The organism is Cloacibacillus sp., assembly GCF_020860125.1.
Lineage (GTDB): Bacteria > Synergistota > Synergistia > Synergistales > Synergistaceae > Cloacibacillus.
The window spans coordinates 1-17,967 of record NZ_JAJBUX010000101.1 but is presented as its reverse complement, the minus strand read 5'-3'; the positions used below and the strand labels follow the sequence as shown (position 1 = coordinate 17,967).

Genomic DNA, 17,967 nt, shown 5'->3' with positions numbered 1-17,967 from the left:
GCCGAGCCCTTTTTACGTACCTGTATCCATTATGTATCATGGCAGGCAATATGACGTAAAGGTCAAATCTCTTCAATCTCAGATAGGACCGCCTCCAGCACACGATCCAGAATATCACGCGGCAGCTTCTCGATATGCCGGTAATTCCTCGCCGCGATATCCAAAGATTTAATATGCTGACAGGCGATCATCCCCTGTGTTTTCGTCCGTTCGTCAAGCGGTATATGCAAAGGGAAGGCCTTCAGCTTGCTTGTAATGGGGCAGACGATGGCCATTCCAGTAACATTGTTGAAGATGTTATTGCTCACTACGACGGCAGGGCGGTGTCCTGCCTGTGGGTTAAACTCCAGCCAGATGATATCCCCCTGGCTTACCATACTTCCTTACCTACGGGGACTCCCCAATCTGTCTCCGAAGCCTTATAATCGCCCTTATAGTCGGCCAAAAGTTCAATAATGTTCCTGCGCTTGCGGCGGGGAAGCGGCTTCTTGATCGTTATCTTACCCTCTTCGGCGATAACCTCCACCTCCACAGGCTCACCTGTAGACGGTATTTCAAGACCTACTGATTCCAAAATATGCTTTGGCAGCCTGATCCCCTGGCTATTGCCCCACTTTTGGATCGTCGTCTGCATATAAATCCCTCCATATTAAGTATATACATAGTGTACACTAATTATGTGAAATTGCAATTATGTGCCCTAGAGAGGCACGGCTGATTACGGCGTGGATGCGCAGGAATCTTGATGGTTATACAGACCCAAGACTGCCCGGGAAGCCCCTCACAGGAGATAGAGCGGGGCAATGGCGTTATCGTGTGGGGAACTATCGGATACTTGCGGAAATTTCAGATGAGAGAGTGACAATTCTTGTTTTGAAAATAGGAGATAGAAAAGATATTTATAACGACTAGCTGTAAAAACAATATCTTGGGCTCAGCCGAAACCGGCCGAGCCCTTTTTGTCATCTTAAAAAATATTTACTCTCTTCACGGAGCCGCCGCTCCGCATAAAAAAGAGGCTCCGTTTCTGGAGCCTCTTTACGTTTATCTCTATCTTGCGGCGTTTCCGTCCGTCAGCAGGGCCAGCGTGTTCCCGTCCGCGCCTTTGAGGGTCAGCACGCCCTTGTTCACAAAATAAGAGCGCACACGCGGGAGCGCCTCCAAAAGCGCGTCTTCCAGCCGCATATCGCGGCAGGCCATCTTAGTGCTGAGGATACCGTCCAGCTTCAGCTTCATGCCGGAGACGATATATGAACCGGCGATGCGGTTGCATCCGGCGTATCCGTAAAAGCGTCCGTCCGTGTCAAACTTCAGGAAAGGCCTTTCTCTGCCTTCCTTGATATTTTCAGCGGCTTTTACCTCTCCCGCGCTGACGATCTTCCAGTCGCCTTTTACCAGCGCGATCTCCTGCGAGCCAAGCGCGACCAGGCGTTCCACCAGCAGCATCTCCTCAGGCTGACCGTCAGCGCCGTGCTGTACAACGAGGCTGCCCCTCACCACTGCCGGCAGGTACCTGCCCGGCGTGGTCCCCGTATCGGAATAGGCGCGTTCCATATCGGCGCTGTCGCCGCCTTTGGCCACAGGGTAACTCCTGCCGGTGGCCGTGTCGCGGAATACGCCGCTCTCTTCGGTTTGGCTGTATTCGCCCTCCATCAGGGCCGCCGCTTTGAAGAGGTCGCCTCCCGCCGCTTCGGTCAGCGTGTAATTAAGTTTGCTTTCGGCGGCGCGTCCGCGGCTGTCGGCCATTGTCACGCTCTTGTCGCCGACTGTGAAATAGCGGTCGCCGTCCCTGGTTTTGAGGGTGAGGAGGGGGTCTTTATTGACCATGCTCACCGACCAGCGTCCGCTGTCGTAAAATTTATTGCTTCCCTCCGACTCGCCGATGTAGGTCTCTGCGATGCGGAAGGTGTGGTCTGCCCGAAAGGTGACCTCCATCAGTATCCCAGGGCCGGATGCTGCCGGAATAGTGCCGCTGTAGCTCGCGGGAAAGCGCATTATCTCTTTGCCGTCTTTCAGAAGCTGGGCGCCTGTCACCAGCAGCGTACTGCCGTCCCCCGTGTTCCGCGCCCGCAGGCTAGTGCCCATGGAGGTCCGCAGGAAATATTCGTCATGGCCTCTGGTCTTTGCCTTCAGCGTAAAGCGCGAAGCGCCGGCGGCGCGGTCTTCCTTCACGGTGAAAGTCCCGTTGCGTTTTGTCTCGCCTGCCATGCCGGTGTAAACGGTCTCAAGATAACTTACCGGAGCTCCGGTGACGGCGTCGTACTTCAGCACCAGGGCCGTGCGTTCCGCAGCGGAGCCGTTTCGTAAAAGATATCCCTCATACCTGTCCGCCTGAATCAGCTGCGGCGCGGCGTATGCCGGGACAGCCAGCAGCATGATAAATGCCGCTGATGTAAGCAGTCTCCTCATTCTCATAAATATGACCTCCTATTTGATATCTCCCAATGGAGATGCCTGTCATGATATTTTTTTGCCCTCAGGGCATGTTACATATTATCCGTTTGATCCGCGGAGGGCAACGCCAAAACTATGAAAAATCAAACTCTTGACCGTTCAGGAGGACCGCCGGAAGTCACGGACGCCGTCGGCTGGCTTATGCGTCTGCACCGGTCCCGCGGGCTTTTTATTTGACTTGCCGAGGCCTCTATCGTAAAATTTACTTGTGTTTCAGCGTCTTTATCCTGATAAAATTTCATGTGGAGATGATCTTATGACAGCTATTTTCTGGGCCTTTGCCGGGTATCTTGCGGGGTCGTGTCCCACAGGTTTCCTCGTCACGAAATATATAAAGGGAGCCGATATCCGCGCCTTCGGCTCCGGCAATATCGGGGCGACGAATGTCGGACGGCTTATGGGCAAAAAATGGGCCGTCGCCGTCGCCGTATTTGACATGCTCAAAGGAGGCTTCGCCGTCCTCGCGGCCTCCTGTTTCGTCTCCAATCCGGCTGTACTCGCGCTTACCGGGTTATGCGCGGTACTGGGACACAATTTTCCCATCTGGCTTGGTTTCAGGGGCGGCAAAGGGGTGGCGACCACCTTTGGCGTGATCGGCTTTTATAACTTCTTTATGCCGTGGCCCGCGGTAATCGGCGGCATTATCTGGTACGCCGTCATGAAGACGACGAAATATGTATCGGTGGCCTCGATGGCGGGGCTGCTCGCCGCCGCGGGGCTCACCGCCTGTTTTGGAATGCCGCGCCCTTATACGGCCGCCTCGTTCTGCCTCGCCCTTCTCTCTGTCTGGCGTCACCGGGCAAATATCGTGCGGCTGAAAAACGGCACGGAGTCGAAGGTAAAATCTTAGCCCTCGGATAGCGGGGCAAAACGGTATACAGCCGCCGAGGCTGATATGATATACTGCCGTAGTCAGAAAAGAATATAGGACTGCACACGGAGGATAAAGGCAAAATGGCAAAAATAATTTTAACCGGAGACCGCCCGACGGGACGGCTTCATGTGGGGCACTACGCAGGTTCTCTGGAGAGGCGCGTCGCGCTGCAGAATTCCGGCGAATACGAGAGAATATACATCATGATCGCCGACGCGCAGGCGCTGACGGACAACGCCGAGCACCCGGAGAAGGTGCGCGATAATATTATCGAGGTGGCGCTCGATTACCTGGCCTGCGGCATAGATCCCGTCAAGTCCACCATCTTTATTCAATCTATGGTTCCCGAGCTTACGGAGCTGACATCTTATTACATGAATCTTGTCACCATTGCGCGCCTGCAGCGGAATCCCACCGTCAAGGCCGAGATACAGCAGCGCAATTTCGAGGCCAGCATCCCCGTGGGTTTTTTCACCTATCCCATCAGCCAGGCCGCCGATATCACGGCTTTCCGCGCGACCTCTGTGCCCGTTGGTGAGGACCAGGCGCCGATGCTGGAACAGTGCCGGGAGATAGTGCATAAATTTAACGCCACCTACGGCGACGCGCTGACCGTACCGGAGATCGTACTGCCGGAAAACAAGGTCTGTATGAGGCTTCCGGGCATTGACGGAATGGCCAAGATGAGCAAGTCTCTGGGAAACTGCATCTACCTTGCCGACGAGCCGAAGGAGATACGCAAAAAGGTGATGTCGATGTTCACCGACCCCAATCATCTCAAAGTGGACGATCCCGGCACTACGGAGGGCAACCCGGTCTTCATCTATCTGGAGGCGTTCAGCCGCCCGGAGGATTTTGCGGAGTTTATGCCCGAATACGGCGGCTTGGAGGAGCTTGAAGCCCATTACCGCCGCGGCGGCCTTGGCGATATAAAGGTCAAAAAGTTTCTCAACAACGTTATGCAGAGCCGTCTTGCCCCCATCCGCGAGCGGCGACGTGAGTGGGAGCGGCGGATACCTGAGGTATACGATATCCTGCGGCGCGGCAGCGAAGCCGCACGGGCCGCGGCCGCCGCGACCCTTCACGACGTGCGCACGGCGATGCGTATCAATTATTTTGATGACACGGCCCTTATCGAGGGGCAGATAGAGAAGCACCGGGGGCGGTAACGGGCCCGGCGGGATATCTATCTTCACAGATATTGCCGCGCCGCCGCGCAGAGCCATTAAACGGGCCGTTGGCCTTCAGTTTGTGTTCCTGTCCCGAATCACAGTGTTTGCCGCCCCTGCGTCGCTGTAAACGCAGCAGACGGCGAATATCCGGGATATGTGGGGCCTCTGCTGCGATTATAAGCGCCGTCACGGCGCTTTGCCGGGCTGCGTGACGTGTCGATGAATTTTTTTATGGCCGCCGGATGGAATTTTTTCTTAAATATAAAAATATGCCGCCCATGAGCTTTTGCTCCGGCAGCATATTTTCATTTAGGCTGTCTGCGCTGTAGTCAGTTCAGCAAGTCTGCTCCCTTTATCACGTAGTCTATACCGGACCATACCGTGAGGATGACGGCGACCCACATGACCGCCATAGCATAGGGAATGTTGAAGATAAGCATCACGATGCCCACTATCTGCGTGACGGTTTTGAGCTTCCCGCCCTTGGAGGCTGCGATCACCACGCCCTCCGAGGCGGCCACCATCCTCAGCCCCGAGACGATGAATTCACGTGAGACGATGACGACTACCATCCAGGCGGGGAAGCGGTGAAGTTCGACGAGCGCCGTCAGCACGGCAATGACGAGTATCTTGTCCGCTAAGGGGTCGATAAATTTCCCCATGTTGGTGACAAGGTTTCTTTTACGCGCTATATGTCCGTCCGCGGCGTCCGTTATCGAGGCGATGATGAATACGAGCCCCGCGATGAGGTCTCCGATATTTACCCCCTCGATGAATCCGAACTGTGTCCGCAGGGTCAGAAAGACGAGAATGACGGGGACGAGAAAGACCCGCGACAGGCTCAGCATATTAGGCAGGTTCCATGGTGATGGCATGGCAACGATTCCCTCCGTAAACATTGTTGTGCGGTCTCATTTTTTCGCGATTCAAAATGCACACTACCAATATTTATAACATAAAAATCTCTTTTTGGGATATAAAAATGGCAGGAGGCCGGGATTTTGCCCCTCCCTGCCTCCTCTGAATTATTGAACTTTTTGCATTTTAGTATAGTTCTTTTGTCGCGACGATATCAGTCTCCGTTCCGCAGACGTTCCTTATCAGGATATCCCCGATGTGGATCGGAAGCTGGGCCTTAGTCCTCCTGATCTCCGCGAGGCATTCAAATATTTTTCCCTTGTCGATCGGCTTTGAGGTCTTGACGGAGAGCGAAGTCCCACCACCTACCGTCTCCATCAGCGAGGTGACCATGCGTGTCGGATGTGTCAGCTCTTCCTCCGCGTATCTTTTGCCGATGGCGCAGCTCTGTCCGCTGACGGAGAGTATTTTGCCGTTTTCGGTCTCCGCGGTTATCTGGCAGCCCATGGGGCAGCCTATGCAGGTAAGCTCCGTTATCATCCGCGCCTCTCCACGCCGACGGTTATCTCCGATGCTTCTGGGCGCTCTCTGAGGAACGCCATATCCAGTTTGAGAGAGACCATCTCGCCGGGGGCCAAGATGCGGTGTTTTTTTGAAAAAATCTTCTCCATACCCGCCGTTACGACGACGGAGGCGTCCTTATAGACGCCGCGCGGCCTGAACATCATCGTGACCTCGCCCTGCGCGCCGCGCGATATATACTGCGGTACGACGCCCGACACGCCCGTACCGGCGGAGACTGTAATCGTACCACCGCCGCGCGGCCGTTCCCCTTTGACATAACGCCAGGCGTTCTCTCCGGCCTTTGCCGCCTCCTCGGAGACGAAATCCACCAGATCGTGTACATGAAGGACATTCCCGCAAGAGAATATCCCCTCCACCGAGGTGTGCAGCGATTCGTCGACGACCGCTCCGTTTGTCGTATCGGAGATCTCCACGCCGGCCATCGCCGACAGCTCGTTCTCCGGTATGAGGCCGACGGAGAGGAGCAGCGTGTCGCACTCGTAATATTCTTCGGTGCCCGGTATCGGTCTGAGGTGTTCGTCGACCGCCGCCACCGTGACGCCTTCCAGACGCTCTTTGCCCGCGATGTCGATGACGGTGTGCGAGAGAAGCAGCGGGATGCCGTAATCGTCGAGGCACTGGACGATATTTCTCTTAAGGCCGGCGGAAAAGGGCATCAGCTCCACGCAGCCCCTGACCTCCGCGCCCATGAAGGTCATGCGGCGCGCCATGATGAGGCCGATGTCGCCGGAGCCGAGGATCATCACCTTTTTGCCCGGCATGACGCCCTCCATATTCACAAAACGCTGCGCGGTGCCTGCGGTGTAGATGCCTGAACAGCGCTGCCCGGGAATGCCGAGCGAACCGCGGGGGCGCTCGCGGCAGCCCATCGCGAGGATGACGGCCCCGGCCTCTATCTCCTCAAGCCCCGCCGCCCTGCTCACGCAGGTGATCTTTCTGTCCCTGGTTATCTCTGTCACCATTGTGCCGCAGCGGCAGGGGATGCTGTATTCTATTATTTTTTCGATATATCTTTGCGCGTATTCCGGTCCGGTAAGCTCCTCTTTGAAGGTGTGGAGGCCAAAGCCGTTATGTATGCACTGTTTGAGTATCCCGCCGAGAGAGTCCTCGCGCTCCAGAATGAGCAGGTCGCGGCAGCCCGCCTCGTAGGCGGCGACGGCGGCGGCAAGTCCCGCGGGTCCACCGCCGATTACCGCCAGTTCCACCTTATTCATGCGGCTTTTCCTCCTTTTCGAAGAGATAGTGTGAAAGCAGATTTGAGGCGCCTGAGGACTTTGTCACCGCGAGCGGATCCAGCCCCAGCTCTTCGCATAATATCTCGATCGTTCTCGGCGTACAGAAGCCGGCCTGGCAGCGCCCCATCCCCGACCTTACGCGCAGCTTGACGCCATCTGTGGTACGCGCGCCGACCGGACGGCGTATCGCCTGCCGTATCTCGGCCTCGGTGACATTTTCGCAGCGGCAGACCACCTTGGCGTAGTCCGGGTTTGCCGTGATCGCGCGCGCGCGTTCACCGTTCGTCATCTCGCGGAAGGAGGGGATGGCGCGGCGCGCGGGGTCAAAACACGGATTATCGGCTGCCGAGAGCCTCTCGGCGATCAGCTCTGCGAGGTAACACCCGATCGCGGGGGCGGAGGTGAGCCCCGGAGATTCCACGCCGCCGGCGTTGAAAAACAGCTCCGCGTCGGGAGCTTCGCCAATGATGAAGTCGTCGCGGTCGCAGTGGGCGCGCACCCCCGCGAAGCTTGTTATAAAGGCGCGCGTGGGAATATCCTCCCAGCTTATCGAGGCCCCCGCGAGCACCTTGTCGAGGCCGAAACGCGTCGTCCGCGTGTCTTCTCGTTCATCGATATCCTCGGCGGTGGGGCCGATGAGCAGCGTGCCGTCCACGGTGGGGGCGACGAGGATGCCCTTTCCCATCTTTGTCGGCAGCTGGAATATCGCCGAGTTGAAATAACCGGCATACTTTTTGTCCACTATGTAATATTCGCCGCGGCGCGGCGTGATATAAAATTTTTCTTCGGAGACCATATTGTTGATCTCGTCCGAGTGGACCCCGGCGCAGTTCACGACGGCGTCGGCGGTGAAATCCCCCGCCGTGGCCGAGACATGCCAGCCATCCCGCCATTTTTTTATACCGGTGACCGCCGCGTTTCTGATAAAGGTGACGCCGTTGCGCGCGGCGTTTTCAGCGTAGGCGATCGTAAGGCCGTAGGGGCAGACGATCCCTCCGCTCTCAACGAGCAGCGCCTTGGAGGCCGCCTTTGAGAGATGCGGCTCCCGCCGCCGGATCTCCTCCGCGCCGATTATCGAAAGCCCTGAGACGCCGTTTTTTTCGCCGCGCGCGAGCAGCCCGCCCAGTTTAGGGTCGTCGCTCTCGCTGAAAGAGACGACTAGCGAACCGTTGCGCCTGTAGGGTACCTCCAGCTCGGAACATACGCGGCCGAACATCGCGTTGCCGGCGACATTATACTTTGCCTTAAGCGTCCCCGGCTCGGCGTCATAGCCGCCGTGGACGATCGCGGTGTTTGCCCGGCTCTGCCCGGCGCAGATATCGGATGACTTTTCCAGCAGAATTATTCGGAGGCGGCGGCGCGAAAGTTCGCGGGCGACGGCGCAGCCCATGACGCCGCCTCCGATGATCAGGACGTCATACTTCAATGTCATATTCCTCCCGTCGCGTGGCTCTCCCGCCCGCAAAGGAACGAAAACAGACCCGCCCCTTTGCGGGCCCGTCTTCCATCTTTGGTTTTGTCATGTTTTTACTGAAACCGACCTCCGGTATCGGTCAGTCTTTCGCCCAGCCGAAGGAACACTTGACCGCCTTTTTCCAGCCGTCGATGAGCTCTTTCGCCTTTTGGGGGCACATCTCCGGCTTGAATTCGTTGTCGATGGCCCAGTTGCTGAGGACGTCGTCCTTTGTCTTCCAGTACCCTACCGCCAGACCGGCGAGATAGGCCGCGCCCATTGCCGTCGTCTCGACGCACATCGGACGGCGGACGGGAGCCTGTATCACGTCGGACTGGAATTGCATGAGAAAATTATTCTTACAGGCGCCGCCGTCCACCTTGAGGGCCGCGAGGCTGATGCCGCTGTCCTCTTCCATCGCCTTGAGTACATCGTAGGTCTGATAGGCCAGAGACTCCAGCGTCGCGCGGATGAGATGCGACTTATTGGCGCCGCGCGTGAGTCCGACGATCGTGCCGCGGGCGTACTGGTCCCAGTAGGGCGCGCCGAGACCGACGAAGGCGGGAACGACGTAGACGCCGTTGGTGTCGGCGACCTTTTTCGCGTAATATTCGGAGTCCGGGGAGGTGTCCACGATCTTAAGCTCGTCGCGGAGCCACTGGATCGCCGCGCCGGCGACGAAGATAGAGCCTTCGAGGGCGTAGGAGACCCTGCCCTCTTCAAGCCCCCAGGCGATCGTCGTGACGAGCCCGTTCTTCGAATATTTTATCTTGTCGCCGATATTCATCAGCATGAAGCATCCCGTTCCGTAGGTGTTCTTGGCTTCGCCTGGCGTGAAGCAGGCCTGTCCGAAGAGCGCCGCCTGCTGGTCGCCAGCGGCCCCCGCGATCTTGACCGGATCGCCGAAGAGGGCCTCGTCCGTCTCGCCGTAAACGGCGCTGGAGGGCCTCACCTCGGGCAGCATGCACTTGGGGATATTGAGCTCGGCGAGGATCTCGTCGTCCCATTTGAGCTCCCCTATGTTATAAAGCAGAGTACGCGAGGCGTTCGAATAGTCGGTCACGTGGATTTTTCCGCCCGAGAGCTTCCAGATGAGCCAGGTGTCGATCGTACCGAAGAGCAGCTCGCCATTCTCCGCGCGTTCGCGCGCGCCGGGGACGTTCTCCAGTATCCAGCGCAGCTTTGTGCCGGAGAAGTAGGCGTCGATGACGAGGCCGGTCTTCTCTCTGAAAGAGTCTGCCAGCCCCTTTTCCCTGAGGCTGTCGCAGTACTCGGAGGTCCTGCGGCACTGCCATACGATGGCGTGATAGACGGGCTCTCCGGTGTTCTTATCCCATACGACGGTCGTTTCCCGCTGGTTCGTGATGCCGATCGCGGCGATGTCCGTCGATTTAGCGCCGATCTTGGCCATCGCCTCGATGGCGACGCCGAGCTGCGTGGCCCAAATCTCATTCGCGTCATGCTCGACCCAGCTCGGCCGCGGATAATACTGGGTAAACTCCTTCTGCGCCACACTGCATATTTCTCCCTTTTCGTTGAAGAGGATACAGCGGTTGCTGGTAGTGCCCGCGTCGAGTGCCATGATATACTTCGCCATAGCCCTATTGCCCCTTTCGTCCTGCATTGAGATTTATATTATTAACGATAATTAAAATTCTATAAAGCGGCTGACAGCGAGTCAATGGAATTTTTTGTTGATGAGCAATAATCTATTGCCATATTGCCGATATATCACGATTGAATGTCAGCGTGGAAAAACATAACCGCCGCGCCGCCCGGGAACACGGCGCGTCCGATATTTCTCTTACAGGGCCGGTGTGTTTGCCGTGCCCGCCTTAAAATAAAAGCTTGCCATTTTCGGCACCTTTCTGTTAATATACATGAGCCCTTTACACGGACAGGCGTCTTTACACCTGCCTGAGTTAAGGGAAATCGAGCGCAACAGGCTCAGAATGGAGTGATCGAAATGATCGAGAAGGATAAGAAACAGTCAATTATTGAAGAGTACAAGACACACGAGGCCGATACCGGCTCCACAGAGGTGCAGGTGGCGGTCCTCACGGCGCGCATCCGCGAACTCACGGAGCACATGAGGGCGCACAAGAAGGACTTCCACAGCCGCCGCGGGCTCCTCATTATGGTCGGAAAGCGCCGCAAGCTCCTCCAGTACCTCAAGAGGAAGGACTTCATGCGTTACCAGACGCTCATCCAGCGCCTCGGGCTGCGTCACTAATCAAAATCACGCAAAAATAAAAAGATTTGCATGGCGAAAGGTATATCCTTTCGCCATTTTTTATATTTTTGTGCTATTCTTCTAATGTTGAAGATAAAAGGTAGGAGGAAGAAAATGAAGCAGATTTTTGAACTGGAACTATACGGCAAAAAGATGTCCTTTGAAGTGGGGCGTCTTGCGAAGCAGGCGAATGCCGCGCTGCTTGCCAGGCATGGAGATACGGCGCTTCTCGTGACGACGGTGCTCGCGGAGAAGGCGCGTGAGGGACTTGACTTTTTCCCTCTGCTTGTAGACTTTGAAGAACGCTACTATTCCGCCGGCAAGGTGCCGGGCGGATTCATAAAACGCGAGGGACGCCCCTCTGAGACGGCGATCCTCAGCGGACGCATGATCGACCGTTCGATCCGCTCCCTCTTCCCAGAGTGGATGAGGAACGACGTCCATGTCGTGTCGACAGTCATGTCTGTCGACCAGAAGAATCCCGCGAACATCCTCGGCATCAACGGCGCGTCGCTCGCGCTCGCGATCTCCGACATTCCCTGGAACGGACCGATAGGGGCGGTGCGCATCGGCTGCATCAACGGCGAACTCGTCGTGAACCCCGATGAGACGGATATCCCCAACAGTACGCTGGATCTCGTGGTCGCCGGCCACAGGGGCGGCATCACGATGGTCGAGGCGGGGGCGAAAGAGGTCTCCGAAGACCTTCTCGTAGACGCCATGGAGCTTGCCAACGAAGCGGTCCGCAAAATAGTGGACTTCATCGACGGCGTGGTCGCCGAGATCGGCAAGCCGAAGGCCCAGCTTCCCGCGCCCGTGGTCATCGAAGAGATAGACAGCTGGGTGAAAGAGAACCTCACCGACGAAATATACGAGGCGGTGCAGATCAACCAGAAGCAGGCGCGCGGCGCGGCTATCGCCGCGGCCCAGCAGAAGATTGAGGACCGGTTTGCCGAAAACTATCCCGATTCGTCGAAGTATATTGCTTCGCTGATGGATGAGATGGTCAAAAAGGCGGTCCGCAAACTGCTCGTTACGGATAGAAAACGCGCCGACGGACGCGCGATGGACGAGCTCCGCCCGATCACCTGCGAGGTCGACATCCTGCCGATGACGCACGGCTCGGCGCTCTTCACACGTGGCGAGACCCAGTCATTGGGAGTCACCACCCTCGGCATGATCGGACTTGACGATCAGATGATGGACGGCCTTAAGCTTGACGAACCGTCTAAGAGATTTATCCTGCACTACAACTTCCCGCCCTACTCGGTTGGCGAGGTGCGCCCGATGCGCGGTCCCGGACGCCGTGAGATCGGCCACGGCGCGCTGGCGGAACGCGCGCTGCGCGCCGTATTCCCCGACGACGAGTCATTCCCCTATGTCGTACGCCAGGTTTCCGATATTCTGGAGTCCAACGGCTCCAGTTCGATGGCCTCCGTCTGCAGCGGCAGCCTTTCGATGATGGCGGCCGGCGTGCCGGTGAAGAAGGCCGTAGCCGGCATCGCGATGGGACTCATCGCCGACGGCGGGCAGGTCTGTATCCTCACCGACATTCAGGGCCTTGAGGACCACTACGGTGATATGGACTTCAAAGTCGCCGGTACGCGCGACGGCGTTACCGCGCTGCAGATGGACAACAAGGCTGGCGGCATCACCCGCCAGATACTGACGGACGCCCTCACGCAGGCCAAGAGGGGCCGTTTCCAGATACTTGACATAATGGACGGCACGATCGCCGCTCCGCGTCCCGAACTTGCCCCCACCGCCCCGAAGATCGTCACCTTCAATATTGACCCTGACAAGATTCGCGACGTCATCGGTTCAGGCGGAAAGACGATTCGTGGCATAGTGCAGCAGACCGGCGCCAAGGTCGACGTCGAGGACAGCGGCAGAGTCAGTGTCGCCGCGGTCAACGACGACGTGGCGCAGATGGCGGTCAAGATCATAAAAGACATCGTCCGCGAAGTGCAGGCAGGCGAGACATTCGTCGGCACCGTGACGAGGATGCTCTCCTTCGGAGCGTTCGTCGAAGTGCTGCCCGGCAAAGAGGGACTGCTCCACGTCAGCGAGATCAGCAACTACCGCGTGCCGACGATCGAAGAGGCCTTTGAGATCGGCGATAAAGTGATCGTGACGGTGAAGGAGATCGATGACATGCACCGCGTCAACCTGAGCCGCAAGCGTATTCTCGACAAGCTTGACGAACTTGCCCTCGATCCGGTGTTTGCGGAGCAGGTGCCCGCGGAAAAGGCGCGCGAAGAGAGATACTCGCAGTTCCCCAAGGGCGGCGGCGAGCGCAGAGACGGCGGCGGACGCGACAGGGGCGACCGTGACCGCGGAGACCGCGGCCATGACCGTTCGCGCGGCGGCAGCTCCGACGGCGACAGACAGGGTCGCCCGGTGCGCCGTTTCGAAAGAGACCGCAAGAACTAAAAATGGGAAAGATGACCGTGAAGGTTAAGGCGGCCGAAGGGGTGACCCTTCCCGCCTACGCGACCCCCGGCTCCTCCGGCATGGACATCCGCGCCAATGAGGCCGCCGTGATAAAGGCCGGAGAGCGCGGCTGTGTCGGCACGGGGCTCTACCTTGAGATGCCCGAGGGCTGCGAGGCGCAGGTGCGCCCGCGCAGCGGCCTCGCCCTCAAGCATGGAGTGACGGTGCTCAACACCCCTGGCACGATCGATTCGGATTACCGCGGCGAGATACGCGTGATCCTCGCGAACTTCGGCAAAGAGGACTTCAAAATCGAGCCCGGCGACCGTATCGCGCAGATGGTCTTTGCCACCGTGACGCAGGTCGAACTCGAGGCCGCGGCGGAGCTCGGCGACACGGAGCGCGCCGCGGGAGGCTTCGGCAGCACGGGGAAAAGATAACGGTTTGCAGCCGATGACCGGCTCCCGTTCAGGAGCTGATCTTCAGCATTAAATAATACCCCCCGCGCAAACAGGTTTTTATCTAGACGGCGCGGGGGTTTTTTATAAAATAAAAACGGCGGAGCACCGAGGTGAGACCTCTGCTGTGCGGGGCTTAACTTCGGGCAGCACCGCTTTCGCAGCCGTTTGATGCGGTTATAATACTTTTTGATGGTACGTGGCCGAAACGATATTTGGACTCGAATCTTACGGCGTTATCCAGTGGCATGGAATGTGAAAAACATTTTGGGAAAAGGAGTGTTGGGCGTGAGGAAAATATTATCACTGATTTTATCGCTGACGGTGTTGTTCTTCGCCGCGCCGCTTTCGGCGGCTCAAAAATACGCGGAGGGAGAGGCGATAGCGCTGCTGAAAACGGGTGTTTCGTCCACCGGCGTGTCCTCCGCGAAACGGGCTTTGCCGGACTCCGTAGTGTCTGCAGCGGCCAAATCCGGCGCCGAGCTTGTGCATACCTTTATTCCGGTACCTGCGGCTTCGTCATCTCTTCGCGCATCAGCAGCCAAGAGCTCGGCGCCCGGCGGGGAGCTCTTGACCGCAGCGCTTTTCCGAGCCAAAGAGGGAGAGAGTACCAAGGCGCTGATAAAAAGGCTGAAAGAGAATCCCGACGTTGTCTGCGTGACACCCAATTATCTGATGAGTCCTCTCTCCGATACTGATGCCAATATTCCCAACGACCCGATGTGGCCGGAGCAATGGGGCCTCCAGCGTATACGCCTGCCTGAGGTGTGGGCGCATGGCACAGGTTCGGAAGAAGTTGTTGTGGCCGTAGTCGATACGGGGATAATATATGACCATCCCGACCTAAAAGATAATATGTTCGTCTTTAGCCGTGATGTGGTCGATGCTATGCGTAAAGAATACTTCAGCATAATCAACAACGACTTTATCGGCAGCCACGGTATCTGGTATCACGCAAGATTTATCTCTATGGACGGCTGGAAAGAGATAGCGGGCGTCCCCGTCGGCCCGGGGGATACGAGTCAGGCGACCTCCCGTGATATCGACAGATACGATGATATCGAAAAAATGCGCGTCGTCGGCGACATACGCGGACACGGCACTCATGTGGCCGGCATCATCGGTGCACTCGGCAACAATAATGAGGGAGTCGCTGGCGTTGGCTGGAAGGTCAAAATGATGGCGGTCAACGTCTTTTCCAAAGATAGCATCTCGAGAGAGGCGCGTCTTTCCGACGTAATGAGAGGGTTAGACTTCATTACCGTGGCGAAGAGGGCAGGTGTTAATATCCGCGTCGTCAATCTGTCGCTGGGGTGGTCGGCGCGGAACGAATTTTTTGAGGCTAAGATAAAGCAGCTCAGCGACACCGGTATAGTTATCTGCGCCGGGGCCGGCAACAACGGAGTGGATTTTGACGACGACAAAGAAGACGACTTTGATTTTGAAGATGATTTTGGTGCCAAGGCGGCGGCAGATGCAGAGGGAGAAAACTGTCATCTTGTATATCCGGCCTGCTACCGCGTCGCTAATATGATCTCCGTTGGCTCCAGTACAAGCGGAGACCTCCGCGCCGGCAGCTCAAACTACAGCAGCACCGGCAAATGGGTTGATATCTTCGCGCCTGGCGATGGGATATTGAGTACCTGCCGTTCAACCCCGATTTTTAGCGTAAAACAAGATATATGGGACGTGAGCGGATACCGCGTCGCCTCCGGCACATCTATGGCGATGCCGATGGTCGCGGGGGCCGCGGCGCTGCTTTGCTCGCTCTATCCTAAAAAGAGCGCTTCGGAGATAAGGACGATGCTGCTTGAGGGTGCCAATAAGAATATACTCAGGGAGGGATACTCGGGTTATGGCATGCTCGACGTACTGGCGGCATATGACTATGCTGCTCCTCAGCCGTCGCCTCAACCGACTGGGGGCGGTTCCGGCTGCGCGGCTGGCTTCGGAGTCCTTGCGCTGGCGGCTGCCGCCCTCGTACCCTTTATCCTCCGCGCGAATAAGAGACGGTGATGGACGTGAGGACATCCTGTAGTCGGCTGTCCGTGAGCCTTGATAGTGATATGCGACCTTGACAAAAACGCCGCAGAGCAGTATAAACGCAGATGTTGAATTGCATACTGCAGCGTGATGAAGGGGAGAGTAGAGGCCCGTCGGCGTCACAGAGAGGGAGCCCTGTTTTACAGAGCTGGAAGGTTCCCAGCGTTAGAGCTTTGAAGACCACCCCGGAGCGGATGTCGAAGCCGTAAGGATAAGATATCAGGGTTGCGCCCTGTACAGCGCGTCAGAGGGCCCTTAAGGGCCGAATTGGAGTGGAACCGCGGATGATACAGGCCGCCTCCTGAATTGTTTCAGGAGGCGGCCTTTTTGATTACTAATAAGGAGGAATATATGATGGCACATTTTTCAACACCGGAGGGTAAAAGCTACGAGGCGGAGAGCGCGACAGTGCGCCAGCTGCTTGACATATGGCATTTGAAGAAGGCTATCGGGGCCACGGTCGGCGGCGAGCCCGTGGACTGCGACAGGGTATTCGCGGAGGATACGGTCTTTACGCCGCTCTTCCCAGACTGCGAGGAGGGGCTTCACCTTCTGCGCCATTCGACGGCGCATCTTCTCGCGCACGCCGTGCTGCGCCTCTATCCCGAGGCGAAATTCGGCATCGGCCCCGCGATAAAGGACGGCTTCTATTACGATATCCGCTTCCCGAAGCCGATATCGGAGGACGACCTGCCGAAGATCGAGGCTGAGATGCGCCGGATATCGCAGGAGAAGATCCCGCTGGTACGCAGCGAGCTCTCCAAAGAGGAGGCGGTGAAAAAGTTCTCCGCGATGGGCGAGGACCTCAAAGTCGAACTCATCGAGGGCATAGAGGGCGAGACGCTCTCAGTATACGCCGAAGGGGACTTCGTGGATTTCTGCCGCGGCCCGCACGTACCGCATACCGGCTGCTGCAAATTCTTCAAGCTGCTTTCGCTCGCGGGGGCCTACTGGCACGGCGATGAGAAAAACGAAATGCTTACGCGCATCTACGGGACGGCCTTCGGCTCGGAGGACGAACTCAAGGCCTATCTGCGCCGCCTGGAAGAGGCTAAGGCGCGCGACCACCGCAAGCTCGGCAAAGAGCTCGACCTCTTCTCCATCCATAACGAGGGCCCCGGCTTCCCCTTCTTCCACCCGAAGGGCATGGTCATCATGAACACCCTGCAGGCCTTCTGGCGCAAGGAGCATGTGAAGCGCGGATACGTGGAGATCAAGACGCCGATGATCCTCGACCGTTCGCTGTGGCTCCAGTCGGGCCACTGGGACCACTATAAAGAGAACATGTACTTTACGGAGATAGACGAAGCGCCGTTTGCCGTGAAGCCGATGAACTGCCCCGGCGGCATCCTCGTCTACAAGAACGACATCCACAGCTACCGCGAACTGCCGCTGCGCATGGCGGAGCTCGGCTTCGTCCACCGCCACGAGCGTTCCGGCGCGCTGCACGGCCTCATGCGCGTGCGCGCCTTTACGCAGGACGACGCGCACATCTACTGCACGCCGGAGCAGATAAAAGACGAAATAAAGGCGATCATGGAGCTGGACCGCTATGTCTATCAGGACGTCTTCGGCTTCAAATACTATGTGGAGCTATCCACGCGCCCCGAGGACTCGATGGGCGACCCGAAGCTCTGGGATCTCGCCGAGCAGTGCCTTAAAGAGGCGCTCGAGGAGACCGGCACGCCCTACAAACTCAACCCCGGCGACGGCGCCTTCTACGGCCCGAAGATCGACTTCCACCTCGAGGACTGCATCGGCCGTACCTGGCAGTGCGGCACGATCCAGCTCGACTTCCAGATGCCGGAGAAGTTTGACATGACCTACATTGGCAAGGACGGCGCGGAGCATCGCCCCGTCATGCTCCACAGGACCGTCCTCGGCAGCCTTGAGCGCTTCATGGGCATCCTCATAGAAAACTACGCGGGCGCCTTCCCCTACTGGCTGGCCCCCGTGCAGGCCAAGCTGCTGCCCGTAGCCGCCGAATACCTGCCTTACGCCGAAGAGATGGCCAAACGGCTCAAAGAGCAGGACATCCGCGTGGAGATCGACGCGCGCGACGAGAAGCTCGGCAAGAAGATCCGCGACGCGCAGATTCAGAAGGTCCCCTACATGCTCGTTATCGGCGCGAAAGAGGCTGAAAACGGCACACTCGCCGTCCGCGAACGC

General features: G+C 57.6%; 16 protein-coding genes. 8 read left to right on the top strand and 8 right to left on the bottom strand.

What is annotated here, in order from left to right; genetic code table 11:
• Window positions 1-62: 62 nt before the first annotated feature.
• On the bottom strand, window positions 63-377 hold the full coding sequence (locus LIO98_RS12675) for a type II toxin-antitoxin system PemK/MazF family toxin (protein ID WP_291957784.1): 315 nt from the start codon (window positions 375-377) through the stop codon (window positions 63-65).
• A complete protein-coding gene (locus tag LIO98_RS12670) occupies window positions 371-634 on the bottom strand; it encodes an AbrB/MazE/SpoVT family DNA-binding domain-containing protein (RefSeq protein ID WP_291957780.1) in 264 nt (87 codons plus the stop codon). The genes LIO98_RS12675 and LIO98_RS12670 overlap by 7 nt, the downstream gene beginning before the upstream one ends.
• A 59-nt stretch (window positions 635-693) precedes the next feature.
• Between LIO98_RS12670 and LIO98_RS12665 the strand changes: the two genes are divergently transcribed.
• A complete protein-coding gene (locus LIO98_RS12665) occupies window positions 694-912 on the top strand; it encodes a type II toxin-antitoxin system RelE/ParE family toxin (protein WP_291957778.1) in 219 nt (72 codons plus the stop codon).
• A 138-nt stretch (window positions 913-1,050) separates the two neighbouring features.
• On the opposite strand, the gene LIO98_RS12660 is transcribed toward LIO98_RS12665, so the two are convergent.
• Window positions 1,051-2,415 (bottom strand): META domain-containing protein, encoded by a 1,365-nt coding sequence (locus tag LIO98_RS12660; protein WP_291957775.1) that lies wholly within the window; start codon window positions 2,413-2,415, stop codon window positions 1,051-1,053.
• Window positions 2,416-2,710: 295 nt separating this feature from the next.
• Between LIO98_RS12660 and plsY the strand changes: the two genes are divergently transcribed.
• Together plsY and trpS are read left to right on the top strand one after the other, a co-directional pair.
• The gene (gene plsY, locus LIO98_RS12655; protein WP_291957772.1) at window positions 2,711-3,304 is read left to right on the top strand and encodes a glycerol-3-phosphate 1-O-acyltransferase PlsY; all 594 of its coding nucleotides are present in this window, start codon (window positions 2,711-2,713) and stop codon (window positions 3,302-3,304) included.
• Between the two features lie 104 nt (window positions 3,305-3,408).
• Window positions 3,409-4,497 (top strand): tryptophan--tRNA ligase, encoded by a 1,089-nt coding sequence (gene trpS / locus LIO98_RS12650; protein ID WP_291957769.1) that lies wholly within the window; start codon window positions 3,409-3,411, stop codon window positions 4,495-4,497.
• Window positions 4,498-4,829: 332 nt separating this feature from the next.
• Here trpS and pgsA read toward each other — a convergent pair whose 3' ends face one another.
• The 5 genes from pgsA to glpK form a co-directional block, all read right to left on the bottom strand.
• Window positions 4,830-5,375, bottom strand: a complete 546-nt coding sequence (gene pgsA, locus LIO98_RS12645) for a CDP-diacylglycerol--glycerol-3-phosphate 3-phosphatidyltransferase (protein ID WP_066745684.1) — start codon at window positions 5,373-5,375, stop codon at window positions 4,830-4,832.
• Window positions 5,376-5,544: 169 nt separating this feature from the next.
• Window positions 5,545-5,898 (bottom strand): DUF1667 domain-containing protein, encoded by a 354-nt coding sequence (locus tag LIO98_RS12640; RefSeq protein ID WP_291957764.1) that lies wholly within the window; start codon window positions 5,896-5,898, stop codon window positions 5,545-5,547.
• Entirely contained in the window at window positions 5,895-7,157 is a 1,263-nt protein-coding gene (locus LIO98_RS12635) for an FAD-dependent oxidoreductase (protein WP_291957761.1), read from the bottom strand. Before LIO98_RS12635 ends, LIO98_RS12640 begins: the two co-directional genes overlap by 4 nt.
• The gene (locus tag LIO98_RS12630; protein WP_291957758.1) at window positions 7,150-8,604 is read right to left on the bottom strand and encodes an NAD(P)/FAD-dependent oxidoreductase; all 1,455 of its coding nucleotides are present in this window, start codon (window positions 8,602-8,604) and stop codon (window positions 7,150-7,152) included. Before LIO98_RS12630 ends, LIO98_RS12635 begins: the two co-directional genes overlap by 8 nt.
• A 127-nt stretch (window positions 8,605-8,731) precedes the next feature.
• Window positions 8,732-10,228: a glycerol kinase GlpK gene (gene glpK, locus LIO98_RS12625; RefSeq protein ID WP_291957755.1), complete on the bottom strand. Its 1,497-nt coding sequence runs from the start codon at window positions 10,226-10,228 to the stop codon at window positions 8,732-8,734.
• A gap of 369 nt (window positions 10,229-10,597) precedes the next feature.
• Between glpK and rpsO the strand changes: the two genes are divergently transcribed.
• The 5 genes from rpsO to thrS form a co-directional block, all read left to right on the top strand.
• Window positions 10,598-10,864 carry a 30S ribosomal protein S15 gene (gene rpsO, locus LIO98_RS12620; protein WP_066745670.1) on the top strand — a complete coding sequence of 89 codons (267 nt, stop codon included), beginning with the start codon at window positions 10,598-10,600 and terminating at the stop codon, window positions 10,862-10,864.
• A gap of 114 nt (window positions 10,865-10,978) precedes the next feature.
• Complete coding sequence (locus tag LIO98_RS12615; protein ID WP_291957753.1) at window positions 10,979-13,297, top strand: polyribonucleotide nucleotidyltransferase; 2,319 nt, start codon at window positions 10,979-10,981, stop codon at window positions 13,295-13,297.
• A 2-nt stretch (window positions 13,298-13,299) separates the two neighbouring features.
• A complete protein-coding gene (gene dut / locus LIO98_RS12610; RefSeq protein ID WP_291957750.1) occupies window positions 13,300-13,737 on the top strand; it encodes a dUTP diphosphatase in 438 nt (145 codons plus the stop codon).
• Window positions 13,738-14,043: 306 nt separating this feature from the next.
• The gene (locus tag LIO98_RS12605) at window positions 14,044-15,771 is read left to right on the top strand and encodes a S8 family serine peptidase (protein WP_291957747.1); all 1,728 of its coding nucleotides are present in this window, start codon (window positions 14,044-14,046) and stop codon (window positions 15,769-15,771) included.
• A 381-nt stretch (window positions 15,772-16,152) separates the two neighbouring features.
• On the top strand, window positions 16,153-17,967 hold a 1,815-nt coding region (thrS, locus tag LIO98_RS12600), incomplete at its 3' end, for a threonine--tRNA ligase (RefSeq protein ID WP_291957744.1).

What these genes read in the sequence shown, in the direction of transcription:
- glpK (WP_291957755.1), bottom strand. Translation starts at nt 10,228, where the DNA reads ATGGCGAAGTATATCATGGCACTCGACGCGGGCACTACCAGCAACCGC.
- LIO98_RS12665 (WP_291957778.1), top strand. Translation starts at nt 694, where the DNA reads ATGTGCCCTAGAGAGGCACGGCTGATTACGGCGTGGATGCGCAGGAAT.
- rpsO (WP_066745670.1), top strand. Translation starts at nt 10,598, where the DNA reads ATGATCGAGAAGGATAAGAAACAGTCAATTATTGAAGAGTACAAGACA.
- dut (WP_291957750.1), top strand. Translation starts at nt 13,300, where the DNA reads ATGGGAAAGATGACCGTGAAGGTTAAGGCGGCCGAAGGGGTGACCCTT.
- trpS (WP_291957769.1), top strand. Translation starts at nt 3,409, where the DNA reads ATGGCAAAAATAATTTTAACCGGAGACCGCCCGACGGGACGGCTTCAT.
- plsY (WP_291957772.1), top strand. Translation starts at nt 2,711, where the DNA reads ATGACAGCTATTTTCTGGGCCTTTGCCGGGTATCTTGCGGGGTCGTGT.
- LIO98_RS12670 (WP_291957780.1), bottom strand. Translation starts at nt 634, where the DNA reads ATGCAGACGACGATCCAAAAGTGGGGCAATAGCCAGGGGATCAGGCTG.
- LIO98_RS12615 (WP_291957753.1), top strand. Translation starts at nt 10,979, where the DNA reads ATGAAGCAGATTTTTGAACTGGAACTATACGGCAAAAAGATGTCCTTT.
- LIO98_RS12675 (WP_291957784.1), bottom strand. Translation starts at nt 377, where the DNA reads ATGGTAAGCCAGGGGGATATCATCTGGCTGGAGTTTAACCCACAGGCA.
- LIO98_RS12640 (WP_291957764.1), bottom strand. Translation starts at nt 5,898, where the DNA reads ATGATAACGGAGCTTACCTGCATAGGCTGCCCCATGGGCTGCCAGATA.
- pgsA (WP_066745684.1), bottom strand. Translation starts at nt 5,375, where the DNA reads ATGCCATCACCATGGAACCTGCCTAATATGCTGAGCCTGTCGCGGGTC.
- LIO98_RS12660 (WP_291957775.1), bottom strand. Translation starts at nt 2,415, where the DNA reads ATGAGAATGAGGAGACTGCTTACATCAGCGGCATTTATCATGCTGCTG.
- LIO98_RS12635 (WP_291957761.1), bottom strand. Translation starts at nt 7,157, where the DNA reads ATGAATAAGGTGGAACTGGCGGTAATCGGCGGTGGACCCGCGGGACTT.